Here is a 22,035-nt window from a genome sequence, read left to right on the forward strand (position 1 = left end):
ATCCGACACCGCCCCGCCCCTGACAGTTCCCCGCGCCTGTTGGTAGGTGTCGACCTTGGTCGACACATCTTTCAGATATCGACAAACGAAATGGGGTCAGAGCCGTTTTCCTGCGGAAAACGGCTCTGACCCCAGGCTTTGCCGACAGATCGCGGAGAACTGTCGAAGGCGGGGTGGGTCCGGTTGCGGGAGTGTCAGCCGCATGGATGCGGCTGCCAAGCCCCCAAGGACGGGTTCACGGCGTCTCCCGCAACCGGACCCACCCCGCCAACCCACAGGAAACCAGCTTTTGCTGTTGCTGTTGCCGGCCAGCGGCCGGCACTACCGCGGGTGCAGGGCGCAGCCCTGCCGAGCCCCCAAAATCCTTACTGGAGCAGGGAACGCAGCATCCAGGCGTACTTCTCGTGGGTCTGCAGGCGCTGGGTCATCAGATCCTCGGTCGGGGCATCGTCACCCTTGGCTGCCACGTCCAGCACGTCACGTGCCGTACGGCAGACCGCTTCGTTGGCGACCACCAACTGGCGTACCATTTCACGCCAGTCCGCACTGTCGGTCAGGCCCGGTTCCTCGGCGATCGAGGTCAGCGCAGCAAATTCCCGGTAGGAGCCCGGGGCATTGAAGCCCAGCGCGCGGATGCGCTCGGCCACGTCGTCCAGTGCCGCCCACTGCTCGGTGTACTGCGTCTCGAACATGGTGTGCAGCGAGTTGAACATCGACCCGGTCACGTTCCAGTGGAAGTTGTGCGTCTTCAGGTAGAGCGTGAACGCATCGGCCTGGAAGCGCGACAGACCGTCGGCGATCTTCTTGCGGTCGCCCTGGGTGATCCCGATATCGATGTTCGGTGCCGACGGTGCCGCCGCTGCAAGCTTCTGCTTGCCGGTCTTGGCCTTGGTCGTGCTCTTGGTCTTCGCCATGGGGTTCCTCCTTGTGGAATCGTTGGCCTTCACAATAAACCGGTCGTGATGACTGGTCGCTTTCAAAGTTTTGAACGAACCGATTGATGAACTCTATCGATAAAAATCCATCGCCCCGCCTGCGCCAACAACGTGCCGCCATCGACGGCGCCATGAGCCGCGACCGGGGCCGTCTGCTGGGAATGCTCTCGCGTTGCCAGGCCAAGCCACAGGATGCGGCGCTGGCCGCCACCTTCGAGCAGGCCTTGCAGGCATCGGTGCAGCGCCGGCAGATGCGGGCGCAACAGCAGCCATCCATTACTCTGGACCCGCAGCTGCCGATTGCGCGTGAAGCCGACGCGATCATCGAGCTGATCCGCGACCACCAGGTGGTGGTGATTGCCGGCGAAACCGGTTCGGGCAAGACCACCCAGCTGCCGAAACTGTGCCTGGCCGCAGGCCGTGGCCAGGCTGGCATGATCGGCTGCACCCAGCCGCGACGGATTGCCGCACGTGCGGTGGCCAGCCGCGTGGCGCAGGAACTGCAGAGCGAACTGGGCCAGCTGGTCGGCTACCAGGTGCGCTTCAACGACAAGGTCAGCGACGACAGCCGCATCAAGTTCATGACCGACGGCATCCTGCTGGCGGAGATCGCCAGTGACCGCTGGTTGTCGAACTACGACACGATCATCGTTGACGAAGCGCACGAACGCAGCCTCAACATCGACTTCCTGCTGGGCTACCTGAAGCAACTGCTGCGCAAGCGCCCGGACCTGAAGCTGATCGTCACCTCGGCCACCATCGACACCGGACGATTCGCCGAGCATTTCGACAATGCGCCGGTGATCAGCGTCGAGGGCCGCACCTTCCCGGTGGAAGTGCGTTACCGCGCGTTGGAAGGCGAGGGCGAAGACCAGGGCGAACGCACCGTCAACGATGCCATCGTGTCGGCCATCGACGAGATCACCCGCCTGGATGCGCGCGGCGACGTGCTGATCTTCCTGCCTGGCGAACGTGAGATCCGCGACGCGCATCAGTCGCTGGAGCGCCGCAAGTACCGCAATACCGAAGTGCTGCCGCTGTACGCGCGGCTGTCCAACCAGGATCAGGACCGGGTGTTCAACCCGGGCCCGAACCGGCGCATCGTGCTGGCCACGAATGTGGCCGAAACCTCGCTGACGGTGCCGCGCATCCGCTACGTGGTCGACCCCGGTTTCGCCCGCGTCAAACGCTACAGCCCACGCAACAAGCTGGATCGCCTGCATATCGAGCCGATCTCGCAGGCCAGCGCCAACCAGCGCAAGGGCCGTTGCGGTCGTATCGCCGAGGGCATCTGCTATCGCCTGTACGCCGAAGCTGATTTCCAGGCGCGGCCGGAGTTCACCGACCCGGAAATCCGCCGCTCCAGCCTGGCCGGGGTGATCCTGCGCATGCTGCAGCTGGGCCTGGGCCGCATCGAGGACTTCCCGTTCCTGGAAGCACCCGATGAGCGTGCGGTGGCCGATGGCTGGCAGCAGCTGACCGAGCTGGGCGCGATCGATGCCGAGCGGCGCATGACCACCGTCGGCAAGCAGATGGCGCGCCTGCCGGTGGACGTGAAGCTGGCACGCATGCTGGTGGCCGCGCAGGCCGCCGGCTGCCTGCGCCCTATGCTGGTGATCGCCTCGTTCCTCGGCATCCAGGACCCGCGCGAGCGACCGGCCGAGGCGCGCGGCGCGGCCGACAGCGCACATGCGCAGTTTGCCGATGGCCGCTCCGAGTTCGTCGGCGTGCTGCGCCTGTGGGACGCCTACCGGCAGGCCCATGAAGACCTGACCCAGTCCAAGCTGCGCGACTGGTGCGGTCGCCATTTCCTGGGTTTCCTGCGCATGCGCGAATGGCGCGAGCTGCATCGCCAGCTGCGCTTGCAGTGTGAGGAACTGGGCTGGAAGGAAGAGGCCAACGAAGCGTCGATGGCGCCGCTGCTGGCCGGCAGCAGTGCGCCGACTCCGGCGCGTGATGATGCAGCGGCGGTCAAGGCCACCCGTGGCCAGCTGCACCGTGCCGCGCGGCTGGCCCGCGAGGGCAAGACCGAGGCTGCGCCGACGCCCGTAGCCGTGCGTGCGCAGAAGGAACAGGCGCCGGCTGGCGGCGGTTTCAGCGAACGCGTGCGTGCCGCCGCCTACCAGACCCTGCACCGGGCGCTGGTGGCGGGCCTGCCGACGCAGATCGGCCACCGCACCGAGAAGGGCGATTTCCAGGCCCCGCGCCAGCGCCGGTTCCTGCCGTTCCCGGGCTCGGCGCTGTCCAAGCGGCCGCCGCCGTGGCTGCTGGTGGCCAACCTGCTGGATACGCAGAAGGTGTGGGGCATGACCCTGGCCGCGATCGAGCCGGACTGGGTGATTGCCGAATTGCCGCACCTGCTGTTGCGCAAGCATTTCGACCCGCACTGGTCGCGCGCGCAGGGCCAGGTGCTGGCGTCCGAGCAGATCAGCCTGTTCGGCCTGGTGCTGGCGCCGAAGAAGCCGGTGCACTATGGCCGTATCGAACCGGGCGAAGCGCACGACATCTTCGTGCGCCAGGCGCTGGTGACCGGCGAGATCAACACCCGCGCCAGCTTCGTGGCCGACAACCAGAAGGTGCTGGAGGTCGCACGCGAGGAAGAGGCCAAGCTGCGCCGCGCCGGCATCGTTGCCGACGAGGACTGGCAGGCGCGCTGGTACCTGGACCGGGTGCCGCCGCAGATCCATTCGGCGGCGGGTCTGGACACGTGGTGGAAGGGGCTGGCGCCGGAACAGCGCAAGACCCTGCACTGGTCGCTGGTCGACCTGCTGCCCGGCGAAGGGAGCGAACAGGAGCGCTACCCGAAGTACCTGGCGCTGGGCCAGGCGCGGTTGCCGCTGCATTACCGCTTCGAACCGGGCGCTGACGATGACGGCGTGACCCTCGACGTACCGCTGCACCTGCTCAATGCACTGGACCCGGTGCAGCTGGGCTGGCTGGCGCCGGGCTTCGTGGTGGACAAGGCCTCGGCGCTGATCCGCAGCCTGCCCAAGGCGATGCGCCGCAACTATGTGCCGGCGCCGGACTTCGGCCGCGCGTTCTTCGAGGCGTTCCCGCAGCCCAGCGCCGATGCCATCACCGGTGAGCTGGCACGCTTCCTGTCACGCGCGACCGGTGCCATGGTGACGGCGCTCGATTTCGAGCCCGGTGCGATCGAACCGCACCTGCACATGAACCTGCGCCTGCGCGACGAGCACGGCAAGGTGCTGGCCACGTCGCGTGACCTCGATGCGCTGCGCGCGAAATTCGGTGGTCGTGCCGGCGATGCCTTTGCGGCGCGTGCCGGGCGCGAGATGGCGGCCGATGGCCTGCGCACGTTCCCGGCCACGCCGATTCCGCTACAGGTTCCTGGTGAAGCGGGTGTGCCGGCCTATCCGGCATTGCTCGATGAAGGTGACAGCGTGGCGCTGCGCATCTTTGCCGATCGGCAGCAGGCGCAGGAGGCCCATCCGCTGGGCGTGCGCCGCCTGCTGGAGATCGCGCTGGCCGAGAAGGTCAAGCAGGCACGCAAGCAGCTGCCGGTGGGGGCCAAGACCGGCTTGCTGTACGCGGCCATCGAATCGCAGGAGCGCCTGCGCGGCGATCTGGTCGATGCGGCGATGAATGCCGTTCTGGCCGAAGGCCTGGAGGACATCCGCGATGCGGCGGCCTTCGAGCAGCGTCGCGACCACGCGGCCAAGGCGCTGTTCGGCGAGGCGATGTCGCGATTGAAGCTGGCCGAGACCATCCTGGCGCTGGTGGCGGAATTGAAACCGATGCTGGAGGCGCCATTGATGGGCTGGGCGCGCGGCAACCTGGACGACATGGAAGCGCAGCTGGTGGGCCTGATCCACCCCGGCTTCCTGCGCGACACGCCGGCCGACGCGCTGGCGCAGTATCCGCGCTACCTGAAGGCGATGATCCTGCGCACCGAGCGGGCCAAGCGCGATCCGCCGCGCGACCAGGCACGCATGCTGGAGCTGCATCCGTTCCTGGACGCACTGCGCGATGGTGAGGCACAGGGCCTGCGTGAACGCCCGCAATGGCAGGCACTGCGCTGGGACCTGGAGGAACTGCGGGTGTCACTGTTCGCGCAGGAGCTGGGTGCGCGCACCGGCATCTCGGCGAAGAAGCTGGCGCAGCGGGTAACCGCACTGCGCCAGGCGTGAGTCCGATCCGGTAGAGCCGAGCCGGTGCCCGGCTCTACCTCCAGGACGCGCCGTTACTTGGTGCGGCGGACCTTGGGCTGGGTGTTCACACCGTCAACCTTCATGTACCAGACGCCCATCACCCCGGGCTTGATGCTTACCCGGGGCGACGCCTTGCGCACGCCGGCCAGGGTCGTGGCATCGGTCTGTTCCCATTCCTGGCCGTTGTCCAGCACGTAGACGCGGCCCTTGCCGAAGCCGCGGAACTCGCCCTGCAGCACGCCGGTGATGGGTTCGCTGCTGCCAAAATCGAAGAAGCCCCGGTTCTTCACGATCACTTCCTGGCGTCCTTCCTCGCGTGCCTCCTCGCGGACGGCGGCCACGGCCTGGGTGGTGGCCGCCTCGACCTTGCCCTGCAGCCAGCGGTTGAGCGTGGCCAGTTCCGCTGCATCGAGCTTGTCCAGCCCGGCGGCCTTGAACTCGGCGGGCGACATCTGCTGCTGCAGGTCGCCTTCCACCACGCGCTGGGCCAGCGCAGGCGCCGATACGGCCAGCAGCAGTGCGGCGCAGGCCAGCAGTCGTGGACGGAAGTGCGGAACGATCGAGGGCATGGCGGGACTCTCCTGGGTTTACCCGCGAGTGTAGCGGCATGTCCACATGCCGGGCGATGGTGGCCGCGGCGATTGTCCCTGAACGGCGCCGGCGCTAGTGTAGGGGCCTCTGTCTTGCCTGCTCGATGCTGTGAACCGCGCTTCCGTCCCCGGCCTGGATGCCTTGTTGAACCGTCCCTCGGCAGCGGTGCTGCCCGCTCCGCTGCGCGAGGCCCTGCGCGGGCACTGGGATGCCCCGGAGTGCGACCACCAGATGCGCGCCAGCTGGTCGGTGCTGGGTGACACCCTAGATGCGCTGTCGATGCTTTCAGCCGACGAAGGCGCAGTGGTCGCGGCCCTGCTGTTCGACCTTCCCGGGTTGCGTGCCCACCTGGATGCGTTGCCGCTGGGCAACCACAAGGCGGCAGTGATCGGCCTGCTCGATGGCCAGGACGCTGCTGATCCGGTATGGGCGCTGCACGCTGGCCGCGAGGCCGGACGTAACAGTGAAGGGCTGCGCCGCCTGCTGCTGGCGATCATCCGCGACCTGCGCGTGGTGCCGATCCTGCTGGCCCGGCAACTGGCGCGGATGCGCGCGGCCGACAAGCTGGATGACGAACAGCGCCGCGCGCTGGCCCAGCTGACCCGCGACATCCATGCACCACTGGCCAACCGGCTGGGCATCTGGCAGCTGAAGTGGGAGCTGGAGGACCTGGCTTTCCGACATCTGGAGCCCGAGACCTACCGGCGCATCGCCCGTGAGGTGGACGAGACCCGCATCGCGCGTGAGCGCTACGTCGAGAACGTCAAGAAGGTGCTGTCGCGCGAACTGGTCGCGCAGGGCATCAAGGCCGAGGTCAGTGGCCGCCCGAAGCACATCTACAGCATCTGGCGGAAGATGCAGAAGAAGCGACTGGCGTTCGACCAGCTGTACGACATCCGCGCGGTGCGGGTGATGGTCGACGACGTCGCCGCCTGCTACGCCGCGCTGGGCGTGGTGCACGCACTGTGGGCGCCGGTGCCGAGCGAATTCGATGATTACATCGCCCGTCCCAAGGCCAACGACTACCGCTCGCTGCATACCGCCGTGGTCGGCCCGGAAGGGCGCACCATCGAAGTGCAGATCCGCACGCACGAGATGCACTCGCAGGCCGAGCTGGGCGTGGCCGCGCACTGGAAATACAAGGAAGGCGGCAAGGGCGCGGAGAAGGCCTTCGACCGCAAGATCACCTGGATGCGGCAGCTGCTGGAGCAGGCGCAGGACGGGCAGGGCAACGAACTGGCCGGGGCGCTCGATGCCGAGCTGACCGAGGACCGGGTCTACGCGCTGAGCCCGAAGGATGAGGTGCTGGACCTGCCACAGGGCGCCACACCGCTCGATTTCGCCTATCAGGTGCACACCATGGTCGGTCACCGTTGCCGCGGCGCCAAGGTCAATGGCCGCATCGTGCCGCTGACCTACCGCCTGCGCAGCGGCGACCGCGTCGAGATCCTGACCGGCAAGGAGGCCGACCCGCGCCGCGACTGGCTGATGCCGGCCAATGGTTTCCTGGCCAGCAACCGCTCCCGCGAGAAGGTGCGCAGCTGGTTCCACAAGCTGGACCGTGCGCGCAACGTGCAGGCCGGGCGCGAACTGCTGGAGCGCGAGCTGAAGCGGCTGGGCCTGCAGCATTCGGATCTGGCGGTGGCGGCGAAGAAATTCCATGCCGACAGCGTCGATGACCTCTACATCCAGGTGGCGCTGGGCGATACCGGGCCGAACCAGGTCAGCCGTGCCCTGCTGGAAGCCGAGCGTGCCGCCAGCCAGCCGGCAACCGCGCCGGCGCTGCCGCGCCCGACCGCGCGCCGGGAGAACCTGGGCAAGTCCAAGTTCACCGTGCAGGGTGTGGGCAATCTTCTGGTGCAGCTGGCACGCTGCTGCCAGCCGGTGGCGGGCGAGCCGATCGTCGGCTACCTGACCCGTAGCCGGGGTGTCACCGTGCATCGGGCAGACTGTGCAGCGCTGGCCCGCCTGGCCGCTACCAGCCCGCAGCGTATCCTGCCGGTGGAATGGGGCCAGGCCGGTGGCGGCTACGAAGTGGACGTGGTGGTCACCGCGGTCGATCGCCGCTGGCTGCTGAAGGACATCACCAACCTGATCGCCCAGGAAGACGCGTACGTGCTCGATATCCATAGTGACAACGTGCGCAACAGCGGCCGTGCCCATCTGCGCCTGCGGTTGAAGGTGAGCGACTACGGCCAGCTGTCGACCCTGCTGGGCAAGCTGGACGCGCTGCCGGGCGTGAGCGAGGCACGTCGCCTCGGCTGAGCTTCACGCTGCCCCGGCTACCCTGCACGCATGGAACGCGAGCCCCCGCATCGCCCGCATGGCGCTGAACATCCTGCGCTGGACCGCGTCCGCCGCGAAGGCCGTTGGTGGTGGCTGCAGGCACGCCACGCACGCCGGGTCTGGCGCTGGGCGCTGGTCGCCGCGCTGGCCGTGTTCGTGCTGCTGGTGCTGCTGCGCAAGCCGCTGGCCGACTGGTTCTGGGATGAGCCGCAGATCGAACAGTTGCTGGCCGAGGGTGACCGCGCACTCGCCGCGGGCCGGTTGAGCGCGGCCGATGGCAGTGGCGCACGCGAGCGCTACCAGGCGGTGCTGGCACTGGACGGTGATCGGCCGCAGGCGCGCGAAGGCCTGGCCCGAACGGCTGCGGCGGCACTGCAGCAGGCACGCGACAGGCTGCAGAACAACGACCTCGACGGCAGCACGCAGGCACTGGCGTTGGCCCGCGAGCTGCAGGTGCCGCAGAGCGAAGCCGAGGCTGTTGCCCGCCAGCTGCAGGCGCGACGCAGCGCGGGGGCTGGCATCGGCGCGCTGCTGGCACAGGCGCGCAATGCCTATGCGGCGGGGCGGCTTGATGATGGCGACAGCAGTGCATTGCCGCTGTTCCAGCGCATCCTGGCAGTGCAGCCGGACAATCTGCCGGCGCTGGAAGGGCGCGAGGATGCCCTGAGCGATCTGTTGCAGCAGGCACGCACGCTGGCCGGGCAAGGGGAGCTGGCCGAGGCGGCTGCGATCGTGCAGCGCGCCCGCCAGTTCGATGCCGGCCATGCCGACCTTCCGGCCAGCCAGGAGGCGCTGGCACGAGCGGTGGACCTGCGCCTGCGGCAGGCGCAGCGCGCGTTGCAGCGCCAGCAGCTGGAAAATGCGGCGAAGGGATTCCTGGCCGTGCTGGCCGTGGCGCCGGAGGATCCCACGGCCCTGCGTGGCCGCGAGCAGGTGCTGCAGGCCGTGCTGGCGCGCAGCCAGAGCCAGGCCGACGATTTCCAGTTCGACGCAGCACAGCGTGATGCAGCGCTGGCCGAAGCGCTGGGCGCGTCGGCCGCGGCGCGCCAGCAGCTGGCGCAGCGCCTGCAACGTGCGCATCAGGCGCAGCAGTCGTTGCAGCAACCGGCGGCCAGCAACACGCAGCGCGAACGGCAGTTGCGCGAGCTGCTGCGCAGGATCGAGCGCGCCGAGCGCGCCGGGCAGTGGATCAGTCCACCGGGACACAGCGCGTTCGACGCGCTGCGTGAAGCACAGGCCCTGGCGCCGCGCGATTCCCGGGTGAAAGCGGCCGCCGCGCGCCTGCTGCCCGCCAGCCGTACCTGCTTCGATGACAACCTGCGGCAGAACCGGGTGCAGGCCGCGGGTGCCTGCCTGCAGGCCTGGCAGACCCTGTCGCCCACCGCGAGCGGCCTGCCTGCTGCCCGTCAGCGCCTGGCACAGCGCTGGCTTGCGATCGGCAGCGAACGGCTTGGTAACGGCGACCTGGATTTTGCCGCGCATGCCGCCGGACAGGCGCGGGTGCTGCAGCCGGAACTGGCGGAACTGCCGGCATTCGAAGACCGCCTGCGTCGCGCCGGTGGACGGGCGGACTAGGCGAAGAACACGCGCTGCACGGTCGCACGTGCGGCATCGAGCGAAAAATGCTCGGCGACATTGGCCAGGCCGGCATCGGACAACTGCTGCCACAGCTGCGGGTCCTGATACAGGCGGACCACCGCATCGGCGAAAGCGAGCGCGTCGTCAGCCACCAGCACATCCCGCCCCGGATGCAGGTGCATGCCTTCCACTGCGCAGGTGGTACCGACCACCGGCTGGCCATGGGCCATGCTCAGGTTGATCTTGCCCTTCACTCCGGCACCGAACCGCAGCGGCGCGATGGCAATGCGTACGCCGTCCATGTAGGGCGTGATGTCTTCGACGAATCCGTGCATCTGCACGCCGGGCTGGCGTGCGGCCAGCGCCAGCAACGACTCCGGTGCTGCGGCGCCAATGCAGTGCAGGTGCACCTCCGGCAGCCGGGCGCGGATGTTGGCGAACACCTCGCCGATGAACCATTCCATGCCATCCAGGTTCGGCGGGTGGCGGAAGCCGCCGACAAACACCAGGTCGTGGCGCTGCTCGAACCCGGCACCTGCACCGGCAACCTCGTGCAGGTTGGAGATCAGCTCCACCTGCACCCGCGGTGCATCGGCCTGCAGCTGCTCACGCTCGGCTGCACTGACCAGCACGGTGATGTCGCACTGCTCCATCACTGCCAGCTCGCTGCTGCGGGTACGCTCGGCAGCGCGCAGGAGAGTCGCGTCGCCGGCTACCTCGGCACCGCGGCGTTCGCGCAGGTAGTGCAGGTCGACGGTGTCGAACACGGTGCGTGCCTGCGGTGCGTAGCGCTTGAGCAGGGGCAGGCACTCATGGGCGACGTGGTGGCGTACCAGCATTGCCACGTCGAAACGCGATCCGTGGCTGCGCAGCCAGCCGGCCACGCCGTCCAGGAAGGGCGCGTACCAGACTTCCACGCCCATCCGCTGCAGTGCTTCGGTCGCCGCACCGGCATGCTCGCGCCGGGTCGGTACGAATACCACGTGGGCACCGCCCTGCAGCAGCAGGCGGATCAGGTTGACCTGGCGCAGCGACCCGGAGTCGCGATCCGGTTGTGGAACTTCCTCGTCCAGGATCAGCACCTGGCGCCGGCCGCGCAGCAGCAGCGCCGGAGACGGTACTTCGCCGACCGCCGGATGACGGGCCAGTTCGCTGGCCCAGCGGGCGGCAAAGATGGCCTGGTTGCGCACCTGGTAGGCCTTTACGCCACTGCCGGTGTCGGTGCCGTTGCTGGTTCCCTCGTCGTGGATCACCCGGCTGGCCGGCTGCACCAGCACGCGCAGGCCCTGTGCACGCACGCGGAAGGCCAGGTCGGTGTCCTCGTAGTAGGCCGGCTTGTAGCGGGTATCGAAGCCGTTCAGCTGCTGCCAGAGGGCGCGCGGCAGCATCAGGGCGGCACCCGAGCAGTAGTCGACATCGCGCAGGCTGGCAAAGCGCGGATCATCGGCGGCCTCGAAGCGGCCGTAGCTCCAGCCACTGCCATCGGCGAAGATCACCCCGCCCGATTCCTGCAGGCGGCCATCCGGGTACAGCAGCTGGCTGCCGACCAGGCCGGCGTCGGGTGTGTTGTCGAAGGTGTCGAGCAGGGCATCGAGCCAGCCCGGCTGCGGCACGGTGTCGTTGTTGAGCAGCACCACGTAACGGCCGCGGGCACGCGACACCCCATCATTGCAGGCTTCAATGAAGCCGCCGTTGTGCTCGCGAACTTCATAGCGCAGCCCGGCCACCTGCGGCATCCACTGCACGGTGGCGTCGCTGCTGCCGTCATCCACTACCAGGATCTCGCAGGCCGCCGCCGGCGGATGCGCCGCCAGGGCGCGCAGGCAGGCCAGGGTGTGCTCGACGTGGTTGTAGACCGGGATGACGATGCTCACCTCCGGCGACTCGCTGAACGGCACCGTGAAGGGGGCAAACTCCTGCGCCGGCGGCAGGTACAGCGGCGTGCGCGGAGCAGGAACGGCGCGCTGGGTATGGATGCGGATACGCTGCCAGGTGGCCCGCCAGCCTCGGGTGCGCAGGCTTGCCAGGCTCCGGCGGGCCAGGCCCGTCAGGCGGTTGATCAGGTATCGGATCTCGGCCAGTGACATCGCCATCCGGTTGCAACTCCAGCTTAAGCAGGGGGGGCTGGGAGAATTCGCCAGCCGCAGCGGCTGGGGTAGACTCGCCAGACCCTACATTCTCGCATTCCCGTGCCCCGACGCTACGATTCCGACGACATCGACGATTCCGACGACGACCAGCAGGACAACGGTCCGCTGTGGCGGCGCCGGCTGATCACCTGGAGCATGGCTGCGGTCGCGTTGGGATTGGGTTTCCTCATCCCCTATACGCTGTACCTGAACCAACAGGTGACGCAGCGCTTCGGTGAGCTGCGCTGGCAGATCCCAACGCGCGTGTACGCGCGCCCGCTGGTGCTTGCGCCCGGCAAGGCAATGGATGCGGCCACCCTGAAGACCGAGCTGGCTGCTTCGGCCTACCGCGATGACGGGCAGGGCAAGGAGCCGGCCACCTATGCGGTGAACGGCGGTCGCTTCGTCATCTCCAGCCGCGGCTACAACGACGTCGACGGCCGGGTTGCCCCACGCCGGGTGGAACTGTCGTTGGCCGATGGCGGCGTGGCCTCGCTGCGCGACGCAGACAACCGCAAGGCGCTGAAGGCGGCGCGGCTGGATCCTGCGCGCATCGCCACCCTGTACGGCCAGAAGCAGGAAGAGCGCCGCCTGATCCGCATGGATGAGGCGCCGGACCTGCTGGTGACCGGCCTGCAGGCGGTGGAAGACAAGGATTTCAACCGTCACCACGGCATCGATCTGTCGGGTATCGCGCGCGCGGTATGGGTGACCATCCGCTCCGGTGGCCAGAGCCGCCAGGGCGCGTCCACGCTGACCCAGCAGCTGGCCCGCAGTGGCCTGCTCGGCATCGGCAAGGAGCAGACAGTCACCCGCAAGTTCAACGAGGTGTTGTACGCGCTGATCATGGAAGCGCGTTACGACAAGCGCACCATCTTCGAGGCCTACCTCAACCAGGTGTATCTGGGCCAGCGTGGCAGCCAGGCCATCCACGGCATGTCCTCCGGCGCCGAGTTCTGGTTCGGCCGTGACCTGTCATCGCTGGAAACCGAGCAGATCGCGCTGCTGATCGGCCTGGTCAAGGGGCCGTCCTTCTACGACCCGCGGCGCAACCCGGAACGCGCGCTGGATCGCCGCAACTTCGTGCTGGGCAAGCTGCACGAGGCCACGTTGATCGACGACGCCGAGTACCAGCGTGCGCTGAAGGCACCGCTGGGCGTGCCGAAGACACCGGGCCTGGTGGCGGCCAACCGTTTCCCGGCCTACGTCGACCTGGTCCGTCGCCAGCTGGGCCATGACTATCCGGAATCGGCGCTGCAGGGCGCCGGTCTGAGCGTGATGACGGGTATGTCGCCGTCGGCCCAGGCCTACGCCGAAGGCGCGGTGACCCGCACCATCAAGTCGCTGGAGAGCAAGCGACGCCCCGAACTGCAGGCCGGCATGGTGTTGACCGACGTGCACAACGGCGATGTGCTGGCGGTGATCGGCAGCCGCGAGGTCTCCGAGGTCGGCTTCAACCGCGCGATCGAGGCACAGCGTCCGGTCGGTTCACTGCTCAAGCCGTTCGTGTACCTGCTGGCGCTGGCACAGCCGGATCGCTACTCGCTGGCCAGCTGGGTCGATGATTCCCCGGTGACGGTGCAGCTCGGCCGCGGCCGCAACTGGAACCCCGGCAACGCGGACAACCGCAGCCACGGCACCGTGCGCCTGATCGATGCACTGGCCCATTCCTACAACCAGGCCACCGTGCGCGTCGGCATGCAGGTCGGTCCCGAGCGCGTGACGCAGCTGATCCACGTGTTGGCCGGCATCAAGGCCGAGGCCAATCCGGCGGTGATCCTCGGCTCGACCGACCAGAGCCCGTACGCGATGGCACAGCTGTACCAGTTCCTGGCGTCCGGCGGCGAGATCCAGCCGTTGCACGCGGTGCGTGGCGTGCTCGATCCGCAGGGCAAGCTGCTCAAGCGCTATGACAAGACGCCGGCGCCGGCACAGGAGGGCGACTCGATCGCCGCCAACCTGATCAGCGTCGGGCTGCAGCAGGTGGTCGCCAGTGGTACCGCGCAGCGCCTCAACGCCGACGGCCTGGGCCGGCTGCAGCCGGCCGGCAAGACCGGTACCACCAATGATGGCCGTGACAGCTGGTACGCCGGTTACACCGGCGATCATCTGGCGGTGATCTGGATCGGCAACGACCAGAACGAGCAGGCGGGCCTGTACGGTGCCACCGGTGCGATGAGGGTGTGGTCGGGTATTTTCCAGCGTCTGCCAAGTGCTCCGCTGCGTGTCAGCAACAAGGGCCTGGACTGGCAGTCGGTGGCACCCACCGGCATCAACAGTACCGATGAAGGCTGCCCGGGCGCGCGTCGCTTCCCGTTCGTGGTGGGCTACGCGCCGGCCTATGCACCGTGTGCGCCGGCGGTATTGCCGGATGGGCAAGGCGGAGCCGAGGGCGAAGGCGGGGGCTGGCGCAGCTGGTTCGGCCTGGATCGCAAGCCGGAAGCTCCTGCGGAACCCGCCGCGGCACCTGCTGCCGCCACACCTCCTCCAAGCCGATGATGCCGATGAACATGCGATCCCTGCTGCAGCCCCTGGCCCTGAGCGGTCTCAGCCTCGCCCTGGCTGCCTGCGTGAGCAGCGCACCACCGGTGGCCAAGCCGCCGGTTGATACCACCACCCCGGCGCAACGTCTGGCCGCCGTGGACGCGGCCGCGGGGCCGGACGACAAGGAACTGTCGGTACAGCCGCTGCGCGATTCGCAGGTGGAAGACCTGCGGGTGACCGCGCAGGCGCAGCGACAGGCCAATGATCTGGCCGCCGCGGCCAGCAGTCTGGACCATGCGCTGGAGATCGTGGCGGGTGATCCGGCAGTGCTGCAGGAACGCGCCGAGCTGGCACTGCTGCAGGGCCAGTGGGCGCAGGCGGAGACGTTCGCACGCAAGGCGATCGATCTGGGTTCGAAGACGGGGCCGCTGTGCCGCCGGCACTGGGCCACGATCGAGCAGTCGCGCCTGGCGCGCGGCGAGAAGGAAAATGCGGTGTCGGCGCATGCGCAGCTGGAAGGCTGCACCGTGCCGGGGATCAAGCGGTACTGAGGTATTCCACTCCATCGGGCGCTGCCCCCTCTGCGGCGCGCGCGCACTGATGGATGCGGGTGATGGGCCGGGTGGGTGGGGCGTGCAGGACACGCCGTAAACCCATCCATGGGGGCTCGATGGCGCCATCCATGGCGCCAACGGTCCTGCACGCCCCACCCACCCGGCCCGCCATACATCGCGCGGGCCGCAGGCAAGAACAAAATCAAAATCAAAAGCGGGTCGCGCGCTGCGCGCGCTCTCTGTGATTTCTTTTCTTCTTCCCCCGCTTCCTCCCCGCTTCTGAAATCGCAGTCGAGCAAGCTCGACTCTACGAAGCATGTCCATCCGTCACCGGGAAACTGTCGAGGGTGGGGCGGGAGGGGCAGGCAGGACCGTTGGCGCCATGGATGGCGCCATCGAGCCCCCATGGATGGGTTCACGGCGTGTCCTGCCTGCCCCTCCCGGCCCGCCCAGCACGTAGAAACCCAGAGCCATGAACAAACGCTGTTGCTGTTGCTGTTGCCTGTGCTCTGGCTTGAAACGGGTGCCGGGCAGCGCCCGGCCGGGTATCCTTTGCCTCTGATGTCCGACCTTGTCCATGCCAGCCGCGAAGCCCTCAGCGACGGCGGCGCGCTCGCCTCGCACCTGGATGCCTTCGTCCCGCGTCCGGCCCAGCTGCGCCTGACCGAGGCCATCGCCGATGCGTTGCAGCAGCGCGATCTGCTGCTGGCCGAGGCGGGGACCGGTACCGGCAAGACCTTCGCTTATCTGGTGCCGGTGCTGCTGTCCGGGCTGCGTACCATCATCTCCACCGGTACCCGCGCGCTGCAGGACCAGCTCTACCACCGCGATCTGCCACGCGTGCGCCAGGCGCTCGGCGTCGGCCTGCGCAGCGCGCTGCTGAAGGGGCGTGCGAACTACCTGTGCCGTTATCGCCTGCAGCAGGCGCGTGGTGAGCCACGATTCTCCAGCCCCGAACAGGCGGCGCAGTTCCAGCGCATCCTGGCCTGGTCCGGTCGCTCCGAGTTCGGTGACATCGCCGAGCTCGATGGGCTGGCTGACGACTCTCCGCTGCTGCCGATGGTCACCTCCACCGTCGACAACTGCCTGGGCACCGATTGTCCGTTCTGGGACGATTGCTTCGTAGTGCGCGCGCGGCAACGTGCGCAGGCGGCCGATGTGGTGGTGGTCAACCATCACCTGCTGCTGGCGGACCTGGCATTGAAACAGGATGGCTTCGGCGAACTGCTGCCAGGGGCGCAGGCGTTCGTCATCGACGAAGCGCATCAGCTGCCCGAGTTGGCCGCGCAGTTCTTCGGCGAGGGGTTCGGCATGCGCCCGTGGCAGGAACTGGGCCGCGACTGCCTGGCCGAAGCGCGTGGCGTGGGCGGTGCGCAGTCGGCCCTGCAGGCGCCGGTCGACCAGTTGCAGCAGGCACTGCTGGCATTGCGCTCGGCGATGGAAGGCCTGCCGTCGCGCGGCACGCAGTGGCGCGCACTGGCAATGCCGCAGGTGCGCGACGGCTTCGATACGGTGATGGCGGGGCTGGTGACGCTGGAGCAGGCACTGCAACCGCTGCGCGAAGCCGCCGCTGGCCTGGATGCCTGCCATGCGCGGGCGCGCGAAGCGGTCTCGCGGCTCAGCCGCTGGCTGGGCGATGACGAGCCCAGCCTGGATTTCGATACCGACCCTGCGGACGTAGCGGGTGCGGCCGATGTGCTCTGGTACGAGCTGACGCCGCGTGGTTTCCGCTGCCAGCGCACGCCCATGGATGTGTCCGGGCCGCTGCGCGAGCACCGTGAACGCAGCCGGGCAGCATGGATCTTCACCTCGGCTACGCTGACCGTAGGCGGTGGCTTCGATCACATCGCCACGCGACTGGGCCTGGACGATCCGCATACCCTGGTCCAGCCGAGTCCGTTCAACTGGCCCGAGCAGGCGTTGTGCTACCTGCCCGAAGGCCTGCCCGATCCGGCCGCGCGTGGCTTCGGCACCGCGTTGATCCAGACCCTGCGGCCGGTGCTGCAGGCGTCGCAGGGCAGGGCATTCCTGCTGTTCGCGTCGCATCGCGCCCTGCGCGAGGCCGCCGAAGCGCTGCGCGACGGGCCGTGGCCGTTGTTCGTGCAGGGCGAGGCACCGCGCGCGACCCTGCTGCAGCGCTTCCGCGAATCGGGCAATGGCGTGCTGCTCGGCTCGGCCAGTTTCCGCGAGGGCGTGGACGTGGTCGGCGAAGCGTTGAGCGTGGTGATGATCGACAAGCTGCCCTTCGCTGCTCCGGACGACCCGGTGTACGAGGCGCGGCTGGAGGCGATCCGCAGCCAGGGCGGCAACCCGTTCCGCGACGAGCAGCTGCCGCAGGCGGTGATCGCGCTGAAGCAGGGCGTCGGTCGCCTGATCCGCAGCGAGAGCGACCGCGGGGTGCTGGTGCTGTGCGACCCGCGCCTGCTCAAGCGCGGCTATGGCCGGGTCTTCCTCGATTCGCTGCCGCCGTTCCGCCGTACCCGCAGCCTGGCCGATGTGCAGGCCTTCTTTACGCCACAATGGGCACCCGTGGCCGATGATGCCGTTCCGGCCACCGCTGCGGCGGGCCCGGATCTGGCGCCCGGCGCCACGTTCCCCCTGTTCTGACCTGATCCGATGAAACTGCTCGCCTTTGAAACCGCCACCGAAGCCTGTTCCGTTGCCCTGCATGTCGATGGGCAGGTGCTGGAACGCTTCGAGATCGCCCCGCGCCGGCATGCCGAGCTGAGCCTGCCGTGGGCGGAGGCGCTGCTGGCCGAAGCCGGCATCAGCCGCCGCCAGCTGGACGGTATCGCGCTCAGCCGCGGCCCCGGTGCGTTCACCGGCGTGCGCTTGGCCATCGCCATTGCCCAGGGCATTGCGCTGGCGCTGGATCGCCCGCTGCTGCCGGTGTCGACGCTGCAGGTGCTGGCGCTGCGGGCGCCGGCAGAAGAAGTGCAGATCCTGTCGGCGATCGATGCGCGGATGGGCGAACTGTACGTCGCACGCTTCGAGCGCGTGGACGGCCTGCCGGTCGCACGCGATGCCGAGCGCGTCTGCGCACCGGCTGCGGTGGTGCTGCCGGAAGGGCAGTCGGCTTACGGCGTCGGTACCGGGTTCGGCGCGGCCGAGGGCGCTCTGGTGGCACAACTGGGGGCAGGCCTGCGCGGCTTCGATGCCACTGCACTGCCGCGTGCGTCGGATGTACTGGCCCTGGCGGTGCCGGCCTTCGCGCGCGGCGAGGCCATTGCACCGGAGAAGGTCGAACCGGCGTACCTGCGCGACAACGTGGCATTGACCCTGGTCGAGCAGCAGGCCGCGCGCGAGGCGAAGGCGAAGGCCAACGGCTGAGCCCCTCGTGGCGGGGTTGGTTGATCGCGTAAATCAAAAGCCGCGCTTGGCCGGGCGGGGTGGGTTCGCGGGGGACGCCGTGAACCCCCCTCCGGGGTCCGGCCCAGCCGCTGGCGGCTGTGCGTTCGGGCGCTCGCGAAGCAGTGCTTCGCAAGCAAAGCGCCCTCACCCCTGGGGGCTTAGCCGCGCCATCCATGGCGCGGATACCCCCGCGAACCCACCCCGCCCGACCTCTGACAGTTTTCGTGTGCGTCCGCCACGGAAAATCAAAAGAAAATCAAAATCAAAAGCCGATCGCTTCGCTCGCATCCACGCGTGGCGTGGATGTGTGTCGACCAAGGTCGACACCTACCAACGGCGAAGATACGCCGCGATCTGTCAGCGGTGGGGCGGTGTCGGGTGGCGGGGTATCCGCGGCATGGATGCCGCGGCTAAGCCTACAGGGACGTACTTGCGGCGTCCCCGCCGCCCGACACCGCCCCGCCAAGCCTCAGTACACCGACCGCCGCTGGTGCCGTTGCCGTTGCTCAAGCCTTGCAGCGGGTCCCGGGCCGCAGGCCCGGGCAGCAAAACCCTACCGGTCGTCGTGCAGGGTGCCACCGGGCAGGAACACCCACGTGCGGGTGACCTGCAGGATGTCGATCTCGTCCTCGGTCTTCGGCAACGGCGGGAACGGCTGCGCCAGCTTCACCACCCGCAGCGCCGCTTCATCCAGCAAGGGCGTGCCGCTCGAACGCAGGATCCGGCTGCTCTCCACGCTGCCATCGCGGCGCACGCCCACGCTGATCACCACCTGGCCACCGAGGCGACGCTGCCGGGCCTCGTCTGGATAGTTCAGATTGCCCACCCGCTCGGCACGGTCGACCCACGCACGCAGGTAATTGGCGTAGGCATATTCCCGCGTGCTGGCCGACACGAACTTGCGGTTCGGGCGCTTGGCGTACTGTGCCGAGCGTAGGTGCACTTCGGCCGCCAGCCGCGCCATCTCCACGTCGCGCTGCTCGCGTGCGCTCAGCGGCGCATCCGGTTCGGGCTGCTCCGGCGTGGGCCGAGCCTGCGCCTGCGCCACCGTGTCCTGGCCGTTGCGGCTGCTGACCACGCGCGCCTGCGGCGGCGGAGCCGGCGCGGCCGATTGTTGCTGCTGCGGCACCGGGCTCACCCCGGCCTGGGCCTGCGGCACGATGCCGGCCTGGTTGTCGCGCGGGCGTTGTGCACGGTCGTGCTCGCCGCCGCCTTCCTGGCTGGCCGCGGCAAGGAAGTCGGCCTGCTTCGGGGTCAGCGCGGTGCGGGTCTGGCTGAAGATCACCTCCAGCGTCGGCACCAGCGGCGCATCGCCCTTCACCGCAAAGCCCACGCCCAGGATCAGCAGGGCGTGGACCACGACCGACAGCGCGATGGTTGCTCCCAGCCGCTGCGCTTCGCGCGGTGGCGGGGGCAGCACGGCAGGTGCGGCAGCCATCAGCGCAGGCCGGCCTCGAGCGCGTCGAACAGGGTGCCGGCGATGTTCAGGCCGTACTGGGCGTCCAGTTCGCGCACGCAGGTCGGGCTGGTCACGTTGACTTCGGTCAGGTAATCGCCGATCACGTCCAGGCCGACGAAGCGCATGCCGCGGCGCTTCATTTCCGGTCCGACCTGGGCGGCGATCCAGCGGTCGCGCTCGCTCAGCGGGCGGCCTTCGCCGCGGCCGCCGGCGGCCAGGTTGCCGCGGAACTCGTCCCCCTGCGGAATGCGCGCCAGGCAGTAGTCGACCGGCTCGCCGTCGACCAGCAGGATGCGCTTGTCACCGGCCGTGATGTCGGGAATGAACTTCTGGGCCAGCGCCAGCTTGCGGCCGCCGTCGGTCAGCGTTTCCAGAATCACGTTCAGGTTCGGATCGCCTTGGCCGCTGCGGAAGATCGAGCGGCCGCCCATGCCGTCCAGCGGCTTCAGCACGGCCTGGCCGTGTTCCAGTGCGAACGCCTTCAATGCCTTGGCATCGCGGCTGACCAGGGTTGGCGGGCAGCACTGCGGGAACAGCAGGGCGGCCAGCTTCTCGTTGTAGTCGCGCAGGCCCTGCGGGTTGTTGACCACGCAGGCGCCGGCGGCGGCGGCCACGTCCAGCACCTGGGTGTCGTAGATGTACTCGGCGTCGACCGGCGGGTCCTTGCGCATCAGCACGATCTGGCCGGGGCCGAACTCGGTACGGCTGAACGCGCCCAGCTCATACCAGCCGGACGGGTCGTCGCGCACCTGCAGGGGTGCGGTCTGGGCCACCGCCACCCCCCCTTCCAGGGCCAGGCCGCCCGGGCGCACGTAGTGCAGGGCATGGCCGCGGCGCTGGGCTTCCAGCAGCATGGCGAAGGTGGTGTCCTTGGCGATCTTGATGTGGGCGATGGGGTCCATCACCACGATGACGTTCAACGGCATGGGCGCACCTGTCAGGCAAGGCGTTGATGGTAGCGGCAACGCCGGTCGCGCGCCTCCCCGCCGTACTGCAACGCAGCGTCCGCCCGGCGGCAGCGCAATCATTGCGAACCCCGTCACGTTCAGCCGGCCGCCACCCCCTGCGCCGTGGGCCGGCCTTGAAGCGGGCGCGGAAAGTGCGATATAGATACGCTTTCGTAGCGGCCCCCGCCAGAGATCGGGCCGTGCGCTTGGGGATAGGCAATGACTGAAAACACGACTGCGGGCGGGGAACTCGCAGGACTCCGGGTGATGGTCATCGATGATTCGAAGACCATCCGCAGGACTGCGGAAACGCTGCTCAAGCGCGAAGGCTGCGAGGTGGTCACCGCCACCGACGGCTTTGAAGCGCTTGCCAAGATCGCAGACCAGCAACCGCAGATCATCTTCGTCGACATCATGATGCCGCGCCTGGACGGGTACCAGACGTGCGCGCTGATCAAGGGCAACCAGCTGTTCAAGGCGACCCCGGTGATCATGCTGTCGTCCAAGGATGGCCTGTTCGACAAGGCGCGGGGACGCATCGTCGGCTCGGAGCAGTACCTGACCAAGCCTTTCACGCGTGAAGAACTGCTGGGTGCCATCCGCACATACGTCAACGCCTGACCAGGGGGGAAAGGCACAATGGCTCGTATCGTTCTGATCGAGGATTCACCGACCGACCGCGCGGTGTTCACCCAGTGGCTGCGCCGTGCCGGCCACGAGGTGCTGGAAGCGGACAACGCCGAGGATGGACTGCAGCTGGTCCGCGACCAGGTGCCGCAGCTGGTGCTGATGGACGTGGTCCTGCCCGGCATGAGCGGCTTCCAGGCGACGCGGGCGATGGCCCGTGACGCAGCGATCAAGCACATCCCGGTGATCATCGTCAGCACCAAGGCGATGGAAACCGACAAGGCATGGGGCCTGCGCCAGGGCGCGGCCGATTACATCGTCAAGCCGCCGCGCGAGGATGAACTGATCGCGCGAATCAACGAACTGGTGGCCTGATGCGCTCGCCCTTCGACATCCTTGAGGCCTACGAACGGCGCAGCCTGGCCCACGCGGTGCAGCTGCCCGAACGGCAGTTCGCCCTGGACCTGTGGCGTGGCGTCGGTTACCGCGTGGGCCAGCGCCGGCTGGTATCCGATTTCCGCGAAGTGGTGGAAATCGTGCCGATGCCGCCGGTGACCCCGGTGCCATGTGCACAGCCGTGGCTGCTGGGCGTGGGCAACCTGCGCGGCAACCTGTTTCCGGTGGTCGACCTGAAATACTTCCTGGAAGGCACACGCACCGTGCAGCAGGAAGGCCAGCGCGTGCTGATCATGCGCCAGGCCGGCGGTGACGTCGCGCTGACCATCGATGAACTGTTCGGCCAGCGCAGCTTCGAACTCGACCAGCAGATCGCGGCCGGCACGCTGGCCGAGGGGCGCTACGGCCATTTCGTCGATCGCGCCTTCCATGCCGACGGCCACGACTGGGGCGTGTTCTCGCTCTCGCTGCTGTCGCGTACCCCTGAATTCCGGCAAGCCGCGGCCTGAGGCCGGGCGTCGCCCCCTGC

The 22,035-nt window shown here is 68.5% G+C and carries 15 protein-coding genes; 10 read left to right on the top strand and 5 right to left on the bottom strand.

The window, feature by feature from the left end; translation table 11 throughout:
• Positions 1 to 365: 365 nt before the first annotated feature.
• A complete protein-coding gene (locus SSKA14_RS07450) occupies positions 366 to 914 on the bottom strand; it encodes a Dps family protein (RefSeq protein WP_008265629.1) in 549 nt (182 codons plus the stop codon).
• A gap of 86 nt (positions 915 to 1,000) precedes the next feature.
• Here SSKA14_RS07450 and hrpA point away from each other — a divergent pair, with 86 nt between their 5' ends.
• Positions 1,001 to 5,083, top strand: coding sequence for an ATP-dependent RNA helicase HrpA (gene hrpA, locus SSKA14_RS07455; protein WP_008265368.1), 4,083 nt, complete (start codon positions 1,001 to 1,003; stop codon positions 5,081 to 5,083).
• Between the two features lie 53 nt (positions 5,084 to 5,136).
• Here the strand turns inward: hrpA and SSKA14_RS07460 are convergent, their stop codons facing one another.
• A complete protein-coding gene (locus SSKA14_RS07460) occupies positions 5,137 to 5,673 on the bottom strand; it encodes a hypothetical protein (RefSeq protein WP_008266354.1) in 537 nt (178 codons plus the stop codon).
• 130 nt (positions 5,674 to 5,803) lie between these two features.
• On the opposite strand from SSKA14_RS07460, the gene SSKA14_RS07465 reads away from it, so the two are divergent.
• Positions 5,804 to 7,960: a bifunctional (p)ppGpp synthetase/guanosine-3',5'-bis(diphosphate) 3'-pyrophosphohydrolase gene (locus SSKA14_RS07465; RefSeq protein ID WP_008266225.1), complete on the top strand. Its 2,157-nt coding sequence runs from the start codon at positions 5,804 to 5,806 to the stop codon at positions 7,958 to 7,960.
• A 30-nt stretch (positions 7,961 to 7,990) separates the two neighbouring features.
• On the top strand, positions 7,991 to 9,556 hold the full coding sequence (locus tag SSKA14_RS07470) for a hypothetical protein (protein WP_008268042.1): 1,566 nt from the start codon (positions 7,991 to 7,993) through the stop codon (positions 9,554 to 9,556).
• Here the strand turns inward: SSKA14_RS07470 and SSKA14_RS07475 are convergent.
• On the bottom strand, positions 9,553 to 11,652 hold the full coding sequence (locus SSKA14_RS07475) for a glycosyltransferase (protein ID WP_008264581.1): 2,100 nt from the start codon (positions 11,650 to 11,652) through the stop codon (positions 9,553 to 9,555). The two genes, SSKA14_RS07470 and SSKA14_RS07475, sit on opposite strands and share 4 nt — an antisense overlap.
• Before the next feature lie 96 nt (positions 11,653 to 11,748).
• Between SSKA14_RS07475 and mrcB the strand changes: the two genes are divergently transcribed.
• The 4 genes from mrcB (at position 11,749) to tsaB (ending at position 18,056) form a co-directional block, all read left to right on the top strand.
• A complete protein-coding gene (gene mrcB / locus SSKA14_RS07480; protein WP_008265794.1) occupies positions 11,749 to 14,187 on the top strand; it encodes a penicillin-binding protein 1B in 2,439 nt (812 codons plus the stop codon).
• 11 nt (positions 14,188 to 14,198) lie between these two features.
• A complete protein-coding gene (locus SSKA14_RS07485; protein WP_040009436.1) occupies positions 14,199 to 14,723 on the top strand; it encodes a hypothetical protein in 525 nt (174 codons plus the stop codon).
• A 564-nt stretch (positions 14,724 to 15,287) separates the two neighbouring features.
• A complete protein-coding gene (locus SSKA14_RS07490; RefSeq protein WP_008264709.1) occupies positions 15,288 to 17,333 on the top strand; it encodes an ATP-dependent DNA helicase in 2,046 nt (681 codons plus the stop codon).
• Positions 17,334 to 17,342: 9 nt separating this feature from the next.
• Positions 17,343 to 18,056, top strand: coding sequence for a tRNA (adenosine(37)-N6)-threonylcarbamoyltransferase complex dimerization subunit type 1 TsaB (gene tsaB / locus SSKA14_RS07495; protein WP_008266578.1), 714 nt, complete (start codon positions 17,343 to 17,345; stop codon positions 18,054 to 18,056).
• Between the two features lie 574 nt (positions 18,057 to 18,630).
• Here the strand turns inward: tsaB and SSKA14_RS07500 are convergent.
• Positions 18,631 to 19,515 (bottom strand): energy transducer TonB, encoded by an 885-nt coding sequence (locus SSKA14_RS07500; RefSeq protein ID WP_008264791.1) that lies wholly within the window; start codon positions 19,513 to 19,515, stop codon positions 18,631 to 18,633.
• Entirely contained in the window at positions 19,515 to 20,462 is a 948-nt protein-coding gene (gene gshB, locus SSKA14_RS07505) for a glutathione synthase (RefSeq protein WP_008264760.1), read from the bottom strand. Before gshB ends, SSKA14_RS07500 begins: the two co-directional genes overlap by 1 nt.
• Before the next feature lie 240 nt (positions 20,463 to 20,702).
• Between gshB and pilG the strand changes: the two genes are divergently transcribed.
• The 3 genes from pilG to SSKA14_RS07520 are packed head-to-tail and all read left to right on the top strand — an operon-like array spanning position 20,703 to position 22,015.
• Entirely contained in the window at positions 20,703 to 21,104 is a 402-nt protein-coding gene (gene pilG, locus SSKA14_RS07510) for a twitching motility response regulator PilG (protein ID WP_005418455.1), read from the top strand.
• Positions 21,105 to 21,122: 18 nt separating this feature from the next.
• Positions 21,123 to 21,485 (top strand): response regulator, encoded by a 363-nt coding sequence (locus SSKA14_RS07515; protein ID WP_005410717.1) that lies wholly within the window; start codon positions 21,123 to 21,125, stop codon positions 21,483 to 21,485.
• Positions 21,485 to 22,015 (top strand): chemotaxis protein CheW, encoded by a 531-nt coding sequence (locus SSKA14_RS07520; RefSeq protein ID WP_006464979.1) that lies wholly within the window; start codon positions 21,485 to 21,487, stop codon positions 22,013 to 22,015. Before SSKA14_RS07515 ends, SSKA14_RS07520 begins: the two co-directional genes overlap by 1 nt.
• Positions 22,016 to 22,035 lie beyond the last annotated feature (20 nt).

It is taken from the genome of Stenotrophomonas sp. SKA14 (assembly GCF_000158575.1).
GTDB lineage: Bacteria > Pseudomonadota > Gammaproteobacteria > Xanthomonadales > Xanthomonadaceae > Stenotrophomonas > Stenotrophomonas forensis.

Excerpts from the sequence above, each read along its gene's own strand:
- SSKA14_RS07500 (WP_008264791.1), bottom strand. The coding sequence starts at position 19,515 with ATGGCTGCCGCACCTGCCGTGCTGCCCCCGCCACCGCGCGAAGCGCAG.
- SSKA14_RS07490 (WP_008264709.1), top strand. The coding sequence starts at position 15,288 with ATGTCCGACCTTGTCCATGCCAGCCGCGAAGCCCTCAGCGACGGCGGC.
- SSKA14_RS07450 (WP_008265629.1), bottom strand. The coding sequence starts at position 914 with ATGGCGAAGACCAAGAGCACGACCAAGGCCAAGACCGGCAAGCAGAAG.
- tsaB (WP_008266578.1), top strand. The coding sequence starts at position 17,343 with ATGAAACTGCTCGCCTTTGAAACCGCCACCGAAGCCTGTTCCGTTGCC.
- SSKA14_RS07520 (WP_006464979.1), top strand. The coding sequence starts at position 21,485 with ATGCGCTCGCCCTTCGACATCCTTGAGGCCTACGAACGGCGCAGCCTG.
- pilG (WP_005418455.1), top strand. The coding sequence starts at position 20,703 with ATGACTGAAAACACGACTGCGGGCGGGGAACTCGCAGGACTCCGGGTG.
- SSKA14_RS07470 (WP_008268042.1), top strand. The coding sequence starts at position 7,991 with ATGGAACGCGAGCCCCCGCATCGCCCGCATGGCGCTGAACATCCTGCG.
- SSKA14_RS07515 (WP_005410717.1), top strand. The coding sequence starts at position 21,123 with ATGGCTCGTATCGTTCTGATCGAGGATTCACCGACCGACCGCGCGGTG.
- gshB (WP_008264760.1), bottom strand. The coding sequence starts at position 20,462 with ATGCCGTTGAACGTCATCGTGGTGATGGACCCCATCGCCCACATCAAG.
- SSKA14_RS07485 (WP_040009436.1), top strand. The coding sequence starts at position 14,199 with ATGCGATCCCTGCTGCAGCCCCTGGCCCTGAGCGGTCTCAGCCTCGCC.
- SSKA14_RS07460 (WP_008266354.1), bottom strand. The coding sequence starts at position 5,673 with ATGCCCTCGATCGTTCCGCACTTCCGTCCACGACTGCTGGCCTGCGCC.
- SSKA14_RS07475 (WP_008264581.1), bottom strand. The coding sequence starts at position 11,652 with ATGGCGATGTCACTGGCCGAGATCCGATACCTGATCAACCGCCTGACG.
- hrpA (WP_008265368.1), top strand. The coding sequence starts at position 1,001 with ATGAACTCTATCGATAAAAATCCATCGCCCCGCCTGCGCCAACAACGT.